General features: G+C 28.3%; 12 protein-coding genes. 2 read left to right on the plus strand and 10 right to left on the minus strand.

Annotated elements, in window-relative coordinates; genetic code table 11:
* Window positions 1-4 precede the first annotated feature (4 nt).
* The 5 genes from AC11VW_RS07695 to AC11VW_RS07715 all read right to left on the minus strand — a co-directional run bounded on the left by AC11VW_RS07695 (window position 5) and on the right by AC11VW_RS07715 (window position 4,419).
* Window positions 5-850: a DegV family protein gene (locus AC11VW_RS07695; protein WP_484300826.1), complete on the minus strand. Its 846-nt coding sequence runs from the start codon at window positions 848-850 to the stop codon at window positions 5-7.
* A gap of 48 nt (window positions 851-898) precedes the next feature.
* The gene (locus AC11VW_RS07700) at window positions 899-1,534 is read right to left on the minus strand and encodes an MgtC/SapB family protein (protein ID WP_484300827.1); all 636 of its coding nucleotides are present in this window, start codon (window positions 1,532-1,534) and stop codon (window positions 899-901) included.
* 103 nt (window positions 1,535-1,637) lie between these two features.
* Window positions 1,638-2,483, minus strand: a complete 846-nt coding sequence (locus tag AC11VW_RS07705) for a mechanosensitive ion channel family protein (RefSeq protein ID WP_484300828.1) — start codon at window positions 2,481-2,483, stop codon at window positions 1,638-1,640.
* A 131-nt stretch (window positions 2,484-2,614) separates the two neighbouring features.
* The gene (locus tag AC11VW_RS07710) at window positions 2,615-2,779 is read right to left on the minus strand and encodes an aspartyl-phosphate phosphatase Spo0E family protein (protein WP_484300829.1); all 165 of its coding nucleotides are present in this window, start codon (window positions 2,777-2,779) and stop codon (window positions 2,615-2,617) included.
* Between the two features lie 308 nt (window positions 2,780-3,087).
* Window positions 3,088-4,419, minus strand: a complete 1,332-nt coding sequence (locus tag AC11VW_RS07715; RefSeq protein WP_484300830.1) for an FMN-binding protein — start codon at window positions 4,417-4,419, stop codon at window positions 3,088-3,090.
* 347 nt (window positions 4,420-4,766) lie between these two features.
* On the opposite strand from AC11VW_RS07715, the gene AC11VW_RS07720 reads away from it, so the two are divergent.
* On the plus strand, window positions 4,767-5,006 hold the full coding sequence (locus tag AC11VW_RS07720; protein ID WP_484300887.1) for a FeoA family protein: 240 nt from the start codon (window positions 4,767-4,769) through the stop codon (window positions 5,004-5,006).
* A complete protein-coding gene (gene feoB / locus AC11VW_RS07725; RefSeq protein ID WP_484300831.1) occupies window positions 4,999-6,936 on the plus strand; it encodes a ferrous iron transport protein B in 1,938 nt (645 codons plus the stop codon). The genes AC11VW_RS07720 and feoB overlap by 8 nt, the downstream gene beginning before the upstream one ends.
* Window positions 6,937-7,004: 68 nt before the next feature.
* Here the strand turns inward: feoB and htrA are convergent, their stop codons facing one another.
* The 5 genes from htrA to AC11VW_RS07750 form a co-directional block, all read right to left on the minus strand.
* Window positions 7,005-8,084, minus strand: coding sequence for a serine protease HtrA (gene htrA, locus AC11VW_RS07730; RefSeq protein ID WP_484300832.1), 1,080 nt, complete (start codon window positions 8,082-8,084; stop codon window positions 7,005-7,007).
* Between the two features lie 290 nt (window positions 8,085-8,374).
* Window positions 8,375-9,727: a glucose-6-phosphate isomerase gene (locus AC11VW_RS07735; RefSeq protein ID WP_484300833.1), complete on the minus strand. Its 1,353-nt coding sequence runs from the start codon at window positions 9,725-9,727 to the stop codon at window positions 8,375-8,377.
* A gap of 396 nt (window positions 9,728-10,123) precedes the next feature.
* Window positions 10,124-11,722 (minus strand): NAD(P)/FAD-dependent oxidoreductase, encoded by a 1,599-nt coding sequence (locus tag AC11VW_RS07740; RefSeq protein WP_484300834.1) that lies wholly within the window; start codon window positions 11,720-11,722, stop codon window positions 10,124-10,126.
* Window positions 11,723-11,827: 105 nt separating this feature from the next.
* Entirely contained in the window at window positions 11,828-12,145 is a 318-nt protein-coding gene (locus AC11VW_RS07745) for a hypothetical protein (RefSeq protein WP_484300835.1), read from the minus strand.
* Window positions 12,146-12,150: 5 nt separating this feature from the next.
* Window positions 12,151-12,528, minus strand: a complete 378-nt coding sequence (locus AC11VW_RS07750) for a hypothetical protein (protein ID WP_484300836.1) — start codon at window positions 12,526-12,528, stop codon at window positions 12,151-12,153.
* Window positions 12,529-12,698 lie beyond the last annotated feature (170 nt).

The following is a 12,698-nucleotide window of genomic DNA, read 5'->3' on the forward strand; positions in this document are numbered from 1 at the left end:
AATATTATAAAACAGATACTAATATAGCTCCTTCTGATGTAAACGTTCCCATTATCGGACCTATACCTGCTATTAGTATTTCCTTAAAATTCGAATTTATCTCTACAAATTTCTTAACTTTTTCAGCTTTGTCTGGACAATTAGCATGACCTATTATAACTGTTCTTTGTATTTGATTAGTTACATTATTTTGAACGTAGTCGAGCGCTTTCTTTAAACTATTACTTTCACCTCTAGCTTTATCTATTGGCTTAACTAACCCATCTTCTATTTTTATTATAACTTTAAAATTCAATGCATTTATTAATTTACCTGCCAATGCATTAACTCGTCCACCTTTTATAGCATTTTCTAGTGTATCTAATGCTCCAAAGAATACCATCTCTTCTTTAAATTTTTCTATATGATTTAATATTTCATCCATAGTTTTTCCGCTCTCAATTAACTCATTACATTTTAATATCATTAAAGCAACACCAATTGATCCACTTTGGCTGTCTATAACTTCGATTCTTTTATTTGCATTTTCTTCTAAATACATATTTTTAGCTAAAACAGCACTAGAGTATGTACTTGATAACTTTGATGTTAAAGTAAATACTAAAAGTTCATCTTCTTCACAATTGTAAAGTTCTAAGAACCTTTCTGGTGAAGGGCTTGAAGTTTTAGGTAATTCCTTATATCCTCTCATTTTATTGTAAAAAGTTTCTTCATCTATTTCTACGCCACCAATGTAACATTCTTCTCCAAAAGCTACATTTATACCTACTACACCTGGTTTTACTCTATTCAGCACTTCTTGTGGAAAATCACATGAACCGTCTGTTATTATTTTTATGCTTTTTTTCAATTTACACACCTCAACTTTAATTCTAATTATCTTCTATTTTATATTATTTTAATGCAAATAATCTACATTTATTACATTTTTCGCCATATTTAATTCTTTTGCTAGTTCTTCTATCATTATTCTTCTATCATAAACTATAAAAAAGCTTAATTTCCAGCAATTATCATTTTCAGTCTCTATGTCTATATTCTTTACATCAATTTGACATTTTTCAAATTTTGCATAGAGCATAGATATCATATTTATATTGTCTACTTTTACATTAAATATAGTCTGTTTTTTTCTGAATAAAAGTTTATCTATCTTTTTTAAAATATAAAGAGTTATCATTACAAATAACCATGCGGATATGCTTAATATATAGTATCCGTAACCTACAGTAATTCCTATGCACGCTGTTGCCCATATTCCTGCAGCTGTAGTTAATCCTCTTATTCCATTAGATGTCTTTAAAATTGCTCCAGCCCCTAAAAAACCTATTCCTGATAATACTTGTGCTGTTAACCTTCCTGGATCCATGTTTGCATATGCACTATAATCATGGAATAATGATAATGATGTTATTGCCGTAATGCACGAACCTACTGATACTAATATGTGAGTTCTAAATCCCGCAAATTGATGCGATTTTTCTCTTTCTAAACCTGTTAACCCTCCTATAATTAGCGCTATTAACAGTCTCATAATTATTTCTTTGTTAGTTACTAATCCTATAATCTTAATCTCCCCCCAATTTCATAAATTTTAAAATTAAAATTATAATTTAATAATATAAAAGAGCTAAAATCTATAGCTCTTTCTGATTGTTATTATCATGATGTAATATGTTTATATGTGTAGGATATGCTATATGTATATCATTCTTTTTAAATACGATTAGTATCTGCAACTTAGTCTCCCTAAGCACAGTAAAATATTTATATGACTCTACAACTCCAGTAACTGTATATCTTGCTCCAACGGGATTGTCTTCTATATCTGTTACTCCATACACTTTAAAAGGGCTTTTTACTTCTCCTGATGGAGATTTCCATAAATATTCTTTATATGTTTCATTAATTATACCACATACCTCTTCTAGTGTACTTAATACTTTTATGGGATCTTCTTCATAAGACACCCTTACATGAGCTACTACTCTCATTTTATCTTTACTATAGTTTTTTATACTATTTATATTTCCATTAGGAATAGTTATTCTTCTTAAATCCCAATCTCTTAAACTAGTACTTTTAAGCCCTATTTCTTCTACTCTACCTCTAAATTCTTCATTTATTGTAACGAAATCTCCAACTTGCAATTGCCTTTCAAATAATATAAAAAATCCATTAAATATATCCTTTAATATACTTTGAGATGCAATACCTGCAACTAACCCAATAATACTTGCTCCTGTAACTAATGTTCCAAATTTAGTTGCATCTACTATTTCAAATTCTCTAAGTACTAATATTATGCTAATTACAAATATAATATAATAAGATATCGATGATAATACACTATAAAGTGTATTTTCGTACCTTGTGTCAAATTTAGTGAATTTAAATACTTTGCTTAAAATATATTGTATAAGCTTTAGCATAATATATGAAAATATAAAAGCTAAAATAGAATGTATAATTTTAACTATCATAATAAATCTCATCCTCACGTTATAAATTTACAATAAATATCATCTATTTATTTAATATTCTCAGTTTACTATCAACATATTCAATATTCTATTTTATTAATTTTAATCACAAAAAAACCCACATATGTGGGCTATTTACTACTTAAGCTTATGTATTTATTTATTAAAATGTCTATCTTATTACTCGAACCAACTAATTCTTCTTTAAATATCTCTGGATATTCTATATAAGTGTTGATTTCTTCTCTTAATACTTCTATTTCCTTTTTTAATACCTCTAGTTCGCTATTCACCATAATGATCACCACGATTACAAATTTGTATACTTTTATATATATAATAACAAATACTCCCATGATTTGTCAATAATTCCAATTTTGAAAACTTTCCATATCATACTTATTATAATTTAGGTAATATTCCTGCAAATATACTTTTAACTAAGAATGTGGTTAATATAGATGATAAGTTTATACATTAGAATATGGCTTTACAAGTAATCCACCTAAATCAATTTTTTGATATACCTTTGTTCCAAAAATAAGTTCCTCAGTTTCTATAAATGTTTTCATATAAATATAAGATCCTTCTATTCTATTCTATTTTATTTATTTGATGCATTTGAATTTTCATCTGTACTAGTATATTCTGTATTTTCCGCTTCTTTAAGAGCATTGTTTACTGCATTCATTATCCCTTTACTACTATATGTTGCTCCTGATGCTGCATCTACATTTGTACTTTGTTTTTTTATTATCTCGCTTGGTACTAATTCAAATGCTTTCTCATAAAACCCAGGGGTTTCATTGTGACTAACTACATCTATTTTTGATATCTCTCCATTAGATACTTTTATTTCTACATTTAAATCTTCAGCATAACCTGATGCAGACCCTTGATAAGTTCCATTTTTATATTTACCATTAGAAACTTCACTGTTCTCTGTTGTAGAGCCACTTTTAACATTTGAATCTACTTGTTGTTGATTATTAGCTTCAAAATCACCTATAAAACTAGTTCCTATCGAACCTACTATTATCCCACAAACTATTAATGCTATAACTTTATTTTTACTATTTTTCATAACAAACTTCCTCTCTTTTTTATTAACTTGTAGCTCTTTTGATGTATAAGATATTGTTTCATCCTTAGGGCATACTTTATCTCCCACACATTCTAAGCAAGATGTACACCTTAAATCCCTAACTACTTTTTTTGATTCTATCTCTATATTCATAGGGCACTGTCTATTGCATTTTTTGCAACCTATGCAAGTACTGTCATTTCTAACTATTCTAAATACCTTAAATTTATTAAATATTCCTAAAAATGCTCCATATGGACATAAATATTTACACCAAGGTCTATGTATAAATAATGATGTTAAAATTACTAAACATAATATTAAAAAACCAATTGGGCTAATTTTTCTGTTGAAAATTCCCAAAAATGCGTGATAAGGATTTATTTTTTCAAGTATTATAATTCCTGATGATGCTGTTAATATAATAGTTCCTACTAAAGATATATATCTTAAATATTTCAATTTTTTATCTAATTCATTTGGTATAAAGTTGTTGTATTTTCGTTTAAATATTTTTTTACCAATTCTTGATAATATGTCTTGTATTGCTCCAAATGGACAAATAAATCCGCATATAATCGGTCCAAATAGTATACTTAACATTATTACTAAACTTATTACTATACCTAATGTACTCTTAAGTTTTACTACCCATAGTGTTGATGACATGAAAAATTGATAAATACTAGTAACTCCACATATAGGACATATATAATGAAATAATGACTCCGAAATCCATTGTATAGATTTATCAATCGAAACTAAATAGTGATTTATAGCTGATATTATAGCTGTTATCAACACAGTTATTTGAATTATCTGTCGTGTATTTTTTATATTTATTTTTTTCAAAACAAACTTCCTCCTTTATTCTATAATCTAATTTATTTATTAGCTTTTAAATAAATTAGAACTTTTCACATTTAGTACCTTTTTGATAATTATTAACCGTTGATATTATTTATCATTACGTATTTTATCATATTAATTTTTATATATAAAGTCAAGTATAAAATTAATCTTTAAAATACAAAGTCATTCTTTACTTTACTGTTACTTTTTCAGATTCATATTAAACTTCATTATAAAGTGATGTACATTAGAACATAATTCCATAAAAACATTTATTATTAGTTGACAATTAAAATCATTACTGTTACAATTTAGTTGATAATGAATTTCATTAGGAGGTATTAATGATGACTGTTTACGATTTAAAAGTTGGTCAAAAGGGTAGTATTAATAATATAAATGGAAATGTAAAATTAGCAAAGAGATTACTTGCTTTAGGATGTATAAATGACACTGAGATAGAAGTTAAAAAAATTGCTCCGTTTGGTGATCCTATTATAGTTAGATTCAGAGGATTTGACCTTGCTCTTAGAAAATCTGATGCTAAAAACATTTCGTTAAAACAAAGGAGTGAAATATATGATTAATGTAGCATTACTTGGTAATCCTAACGTTGGTAAAACTACAGTTTTCAACTTACTTACAGGCTCAAATCAATATGTTGGTAACTGGCCTGGGGTTACTATAGATAAAAAAGAAGGATTTTTAGGTAAAGATATAAAGATTGTAGATTTACCTGGTATATATGCAATGGATACTTTCTCAAATGAAGAAAAGGTATCAAAGAATTTCTTAGAGAATGACAATGTAGATGTTATCGTAAACGTAGTTGATGCATCTACCTTATCAAGAAATCTTTACTTAACAACTCAGCTTATGCAGTTTAACAAACCAATAGTTCTTATTCTTAATATGCTAGATATAGCTGAAGCTAAAGGCATAAAAATTGATGTTGAGAAATTAAGTAAAGAACTTAATGTAACTGTAGTTCCTGTAATAGCAAAGAAAAAAAATGGTGTTGATAAAATAGCTACTTCAATAAAAAATGTAGTTAATAGCAAATTTGATTACTGCACTGATTTTGGTTCTGAAGTAGAAACTTATAAAAAATTAGAAACGATGCTCGAAAAATGTATTGAAACTTCTTCTAATCAAAAGAAATCTATAAGTGATAAAATAGACGATATAGTACTAAACCCAGTTTTAGCTTATCCTATTTTTATAGGTGCTTTATTAATTTTATTCAAGTTTACTTTTGATTGGGTTGGTGGACCTTTACAAGAAGGTTTAACTACACTTATAGAAACTTTCATAGCAGCACCAGTTGATGCTATGTTGGTAAATTCTAGCCCTTGGTTTAGATCACTTATTATAGATGGTATAATCGGTGGTGTTGGAGGTACTTTACCGTTCTTCCCTCTAATATTTACTTTATTCTTTGGTATCTCTATATTTGAAGATAGTGGATACATGTCGAGAACGGCGTTCTTAATGGATAAGATAATGAGAAAAGTTGGTTTATCTGGTAAAGCATTTATACCTATGGTAATGGGACTTGGATGTTCGTCTCCAGCAATAATGGCTACTAGAACTTTAGAAAGTGAAAAAGATAGAAGAATAACCGCTCTTATAGCTCCTCTTATGACTTGTGGTGCTAAGTTACCTATATATGCTGCATTTGTAGCAATATTCTTCCCTGATAATGCCGCTTTAGTTACTACTTCGCTATATTTATTAGGTTTAGTATTCGCTATCTTGGTAGCCTTAGTATTAAATAAAACTACTTTTAAAACAGAGATAGAGCCTTTTATATTAGAACTTCCTGAATATAAAGTTCCTACTATAGATGCGTTATTAAAAAATACATGGACTAAATCTAAAGGATTTTTAATAAGAGTCATTAATGTAATGTTTGCACTGTCTGTTGTAATGTGGTTATTATCAGCATTTAACTTTAATGGATTTACTGAAAACATACACGATAGTTTCTTAGCTTATGCTGGGAAATTTATAGCTCCTATATTTGCTCCTTTAGGATTTAATGACTGGAGAGATTCAGTTGCTATAATATCTGGACTTGGTGCTAAAGAAATAGTTGTAAATACTATGAATGTACTTTATGGTGATTTAGACACTGTTCTTCCAACTGTATTTACTGGTGTTAGTGCTTATGGATTCTTAGTATTCTCTGCATTATATACTCCATGTATAGCTGCTCTTGCAACTATGAGAAAAGAATATGGAAATACGATGATGTTAATATCATTTACTTATCAATTTGTTCTTGCTTGGGTTGCAGCATTTATAGTTAAAGTAATAGGAAATGCATTTTTTATACCTAATTCTTCTGGTTCTAAAGCAGAACTTTTAATTGGTGGATTAATTATAATAGTATCTGTAACTGTTGTATTAAAAAAATTAATATCTAAGCAAACATCTTCTGGATGTAGTGGTTGTTCTGGATGTTCTAGTCAGTCAAATTGTTCAGTTGAAGTTAAGCAAAAAACTACAAATTAGTATATTAAAAGCGTGGATTATATAATCCACGCTTTATTTATGTTCTAGGAAAAGTAATTTTACTTTGGCTAAAATTTCACTTTTATTTTAATTTCTTTTCCACCTCTATTAATAGTTATATCAGTTTGATTTCCTACTGAGTACTTGTATAATGATTTATTAAGGTCTGACATTGTTGATATATTATCATTGCCAACTCTAACTATAACATCTCCAGTTTGAATTCCTGATTTTTGTGCTATTGTATCTGCTATAATCTCAGCTATATAAACACCGTCTTTAGCTTGTAAATCCGTTCCTGTTGATGCTTCAAATATAGCTAAATCTATACCTTTTATTCCTAAAATAACTTTTTCAAAATTTCCTGTTTTTATTATTTGCTCTACTATTGGCTTAGCAGTATTTATAGGTATTGCAAATCCTAATCCTTCTGCTTGTGATGCTTTAGCTGTATTTATACCTATTACTTGACCTTTTTCATTTAATAAAGGTCCTCCACTATTTCCTGGATTTATGCTTGCATCTGTTTGCATAAGACCCGTCATGTTAGATTTTTCTGTTTGTATAGCTCTTTCTAATCCACTTATTATACCTTGAGTTACACTTTTTTGGAATTCAAGACCTAATGGATTACCTATTGCTATTGCTATATCTCCAGTTCTAACTTTATCACTATTTCCTAATTCTGCTGGAATTAAACCTTTTTTATCTACCTTTACCATTGCTAAATCTAACTGTGGATCATTCCATAGTACTTTTCCCTTTATTGTAGAACCATCATTAAATAATACATTAACATCTATTGCTTGACCATCTGATACAACATGTGAGTTTGTAAGTATATATCCATTTGCATCTACTATAACGCCTGTTCCTACACCTTGAGATTGAGTAGGTATTGCAAAAACATTATTTTGATTTATTGTTGTTGTTGTTATTCCTACTACTGATGGCATTGCCTTATCTGTAACTGCATGATATATATTTTGATTTTTCCCATCATCGTTTATAACTATTTGTGTAGATTTATCATTTAATACATTCTTTCCTATACTATCTTTCATTAATATTACTGTAAGTAAGCTACTTAATACTCCTGTTATTATGCAAACTAAAACAATTAACCCGATACCTTTTTTATTTCCCATAACAATCCCTCCTACCTAACAATTTGTAAAATCAAAAATTATCTTTACTATATTGTTCTCAATTCTTATATTTTGATAACTTTAAAATGTACATTTAAATCAATATCTCTAACTTAAACTTTGCTTAAGTTTTATTTTTTTACTAAAGTTTATCTATAATATAATTTTTTCTATAAATTTTATTATAATGATAATAAATTTTATTTTTTCATAACTAAAAGAAACCATCATTAACTAGTAAAGCTATCTCAATGATGATTTCATTATATTATTTTATCCTTAACTTAATCTTAATTATTAAGTCTTTTTTCTAATTCTTCTCTTTCTTTTTCAAATCCTTGCTTACCTAAAAGTGCGAACATGTTCTTTTTATATGCTTCAACTCCAGGTTGATCAAATGGATTAACTCCTAATAAGTATCCACTTATTGAGCAAGCCTTTTCAAAGAAGTACGCAAGATATCCAAAGTTGTACTCATCTAATTGAGGTATATTTACTATTAGATTCGGAACCTGTCCATCCGTATGAGCAAGTAACGTTCCCTCAGATGCTTTTTTATTAACAAAGTCTATAGTTTTTCCAGCTAAATAATTTAATCCGTCTAAATCAACTTCAGCTTCTTCTATAGTTACATTTCTTTTTGAGTTTTCTACATTAAGTACTGTTTCAAATAAAATTCTCTTTCCTTCTTGTATGTATTGTCCCATAGAGTGTAAATCTGTTGAGAAGTCTACTGCTGCAGGGAATATACCTTTATTATCTTTCCCTTCACTTTCTCCATATAATTGTTTCCACCATTCACCTACATAATGTAATTGTGGTTCATAGTTTACTAATAATTCTACGTCTTTACCTTTTCTATGTAAAACGTTTCTTACTACTGCATATTGATAACTATGATTAGTTTTTAAATCCGATGTTTTTAACTCTTCACAAGCATCTTGAGCACCTTTCATCATAGCATCGATATCTAAGTTAGCACAAGCTATGGGTAATAGTCCTACTGGTGTTAAAACTGAGAAACGACCACCTACATCATCAGGTATTATGAATGTTTCATATCCTTCTTCATCTGCCAATTGTCTAAGAGCACCTTTTTTAGCATCTGTTGTTGCATATATTCTTTTACTTGCTTCTTCTTTTCCATATTTCTTTTCTACGAAGTCTTTAAATATTCTAAATGCGATTGCAGGCTCTGTAGTAGTTCCTGATTTTGATATAACATTTATAGATACATCTTTGTCCTTTATTACGTCTAATAAATCCATTATATATGTTGAACTTATATTATGCCCAACATAGTATATTTCTGGAGATTTTCTATCTTCCTTAGATAAGTTATTTCTGAAAGAATGGCCAGCCATTTCTATTGCAGCTCTTGCTCCTAAATAAGATCCACCTATGCCTATTACTAATAGAACATCTGAATCCGACTTTATTTTTTCTGCGCATTTCTTTATTCTATCAAACTCTTCTCTATCATATTTATTTGGAAGTTCTACCCATCCTAAAAAGTCATTCCCTAGTCCTGTTTTTTCATGTACCATCTTATGTGCTACATCCACATATGATTGCATGCAGTCTACTTCCTGTTGATTAAAAAATCCTATAGCTTTACTATAATCAAATTTTACAGTTCCCATAAACTTACCTCTTTCTTTTATATAGTTTAATCAAATTATAACATAAAAGAACATACAGATTAATAAAAAAATAACAAGTTATTAATTATATAATTAATAATAAAATTATAGTGTTATTTACATTGAAAATAGACCCGGTGTTCTTCTTAGAATAAAGACTATTTGATTTATAAATTAGTTAACTTGTAACAATTATAATATAAAAAAGTTGACTCACATGAGACAACTTCTTATATTAGTTATTTCATACCCTACTCACTATAACTTGTTGTACTATATTAACAGCTTGTTCTTATGTTCTCATCGCTTCTAAAATATGTATACGTAGATATAACCTTATTGTACCTATATTTAAGTTCTACTATACCTAAGTCAGAGAATGAAATATCAGACTTATTATAATTTATTAGAGTATTTCGTTATTATTTTTTCTGCGCATTTAATTCCATCTACTGCTGCTGTAACTATTCCACCTGCATATCCTGCACCTTCTCCACAAGGATATAGGTTTTTAGTATTTGCAGATTCTAATGTATCTTCATCTCTAACTATTCTTATAGGCGCTGAAGATCTTGTTTCTACACCAGTTAAAACTGCATCATGCATAGCAAACCCATTTAATTTATTGTCAAGAGATTTTAAAGCTTCTTTCATAGTTGATGTAACAAACTCTGGTAAACATTCTCTTAAGTCTACAAACTCAATTCCTGGCTTATATGAAGGCTCTACACCCCCTAAAGATGTTGACACTCTATCATTTAAAAAATCTCCTACTAATTGAGCTGGTGCATTATAATTCTTTCCACCTAACTCATATGCTAATCTTTCATATTTTTCTTGGAACTCAATACCAGCTAATGGATTATCACTTCCAAAATCCTCTGGTAGTACATTCACTAAGAAAGCACTATTTGCATTAGCTTTATCTCTGGCATGTTCACTCATACCATTGGTTACTACTTCAAATTCGTTAGATGCTGAAGCTATTACACTTCCTCCTGGACACATACAGAAAGTATATGCAGTTCTATCATTAGAAGTATGCTCTATTAGTCTATAATCCGCTGCTCCTAGCCTAGGATGGTTATAAAACTCTTTATATTGAGATTTATTTATTAATTCTTGTGGATGCTCTATTCTTGCCCCTATAGCAAAAGGCTTTTGTATTATTCTTACCCCTCTTTTATTAAGCATTTTATACGTATCTCTAGCACTATGTCCAATTGCTAAAATCACATTTTCTGATTCTATAGTTTCTGTAGCATTTACTACTACTGCTTTTATTTCACTATTTTCTACTATAAGATCAGTTACCTTCGCATCAAATTTAACTTCTCCACCAAGTCTTATTATTTCATTTCTTATATTCTTAACAACACCTTTTAATATATCTGTACCCACATGTGGTTTATGTGAATATAATATTTCATCTGGTGCGCCAAAGTTAACAAGCTCTTCTAAAACTTTTCTACACCTAATATCTTTTATCCTAGTTGTAAGTTTTCCATCTGAAAAAGTTCCTGCTCCACCTTCTCCAAACTGAACATTCGAATTATTTTTAAACTTTCTATTATTCCAGAAGTCATTTATATCTTTTGTTCTATTATCAACATCTAAACCTCTTTCTAATAAAAGAGGACTATATCCTTTCTGAGCCAATAATAATGCTGCAAATAGACCAGCTGGACCACTACCTATTATTACAGGTCTATTACTTAATTTTTCACTTCCTATCTCAACTCCTATATATATTGCTTCTTTCACTCTAACAACATCTTTTATGTTTAATTTCAATAACTTATCTTCATTTTTTACTTCAACATCTACTGTATATACAAAATCTATCTTTCCTCTTCTTCTTGCATCTATTGACTCTTTATAAATATTATATTTTATAAGTTCACTTTCTTTTAATTTCAACTTTTTTAATACAAGTTTCTTTATTATCGATATATCTTCATCTATTCCTAATTTTAAGTTAGATACTCTTATCATTTCTTAGCTCCTTTTTATATTTAAATTTGCAATTTTCATTAATAGCTTCTACTTTTTATAGTTTTAAAATTGATTAAAAACAATAGAAAAGCTAGGGTTTTAAACCTAGCTTTCTATAAACATAACATCTATATTCTCTTTTTCTAGATTTTCTTCCCAAATCTCGTCTAAGATAAATTTTTTAATTTCATCTTTTATAGATAGCTTTTCTGTATTCGAGTTTAAATTAGTAATTAATGCTAATGCATCTATAGATTTACCTATCTTTTCTACATAAATAGGGTTAACTTTAACCATGACTATTTTTAAATCACATACAAATAAATTTTTGTCACCTAAATCAATTTCATCATCATATTTATATACTTTAAACTCAACTACACCTTCATAAGGTGTTATATTTTCTATTCCTACTAAACTCATATTATTTAGTCCTTCTTAGTTATAAGACCTCTTATAACCTTCATATTATTAAATACTTTTTCTAAGAAGTTTTCAGCTTCTTCATTATCTAAAAGTGCTATCTCTAATTGATCATTTTCTGGTATTGCATTAGATTTACAGTAATGCTTAGCAACTTCTACTAACTCATTTTTTTCATCTATAGATAAATCAAATTCTTTATAATCTATTATTATATATTGCTTAGTTTCTTGAGTTGTTCCTTTATTGTATCCTATTTCAATATGATAAATAACAGCATACAGATTACTTGGATTTTCTTCTCCCTTGTATACAGGTACTGCTGGATTAGACTTTATAAAATTTGTTGATACTGCTATTGCGCTTCCTAAACTAAGACTCATAACTATACCTCTTTCTGTACATTTTATATATTTACTATTTTATACATTATTCGCATATATTAAAACCCCTTTTTATAAATTATATGAAATTTAATTTATAAAAAGGGTTGTTTTCATATTTTTAAGCAAAATTTTAGGAACTATATTTTTATATAATTCCTAAATTAATT

The sequence above is a fragment of the Romboutsia sp. genome (assembly GCF_056995035.1).

Excerpts from the sequence above, each read along its gene's own strand:
- AC11VW_RS07750 (WP_484300836.1), bottom strand. The coding sequence starts at position 12,528 with ATGAGTCTTAGTTTAGGAAGCGCAATAGCAGTATCAACAAATTTTATA.
- AC11VW_RS07705 (WP_484300828.1), bottom strand. The coding sequence starts at position 2,483 with ATGATAGTTAAAATTATACATTCTATTTTAGCTTTTATATTTTCATAT.
- AC11VW_RS07720 (WP_484300887.1), top strand. The coding sequence starts at position 4,767 with ATGACTGTTTACGATTTAAAAGTTGGTCAAAAGGGTAGTATTAATAAT.
- feoB (WP_484300831.1), top strand. The coding sequence starts at position 4,999 with ATGATTAATGTAGCATTACTTGGTAATCCTAACGTTGGTAAAACTACA.
- AC11VW_RS07735 (WP_484300833.1), bottom strand. The coding sequence starts at position 9,727 with ATGGGAACTGTAAAATTTGATTATAGTAAAGCTATAGGATTTTTTAAT.
- htrA (WP_484300832.1), bottom strand. The coding sequence starts at position 8,084 with ATGGGAAATAAAAAAGGTATCGGGTTAATTGTTTTAGTTTGCATAATA.
- AC11VW_RS07710 (WP_484300829.1), bottom strand. The coding sequence starts at position 2,779 with ATGGTGAATAGCGAACTAGAGGTATTAAAAAAGGAAATAGAAGTATTA.
- AC11VW_RS07700 (WP_484300827.1), bottom strand. The coding sequence starts at position 1,534 with ATGAGACTGTTAATAGCGCTAATTATAGGAGGGTTAACAGGTTTAGAA.
- AC11VW_RS07745 (WP_484300835.1), bottom strand. The coding sequence starts at position 12,145 with ATGAGTTTAGTAGGAATAGAAAATATAACACCTTATGAAGGTGTAGTT.
- AC11VW_RS07740 (WP_484300834.1), bottom strand. The coding sequence starts at position 11,722 with ATGATAAGAGTATCTAACTTAAAATTAGGAATAGATGAAGATATATCG.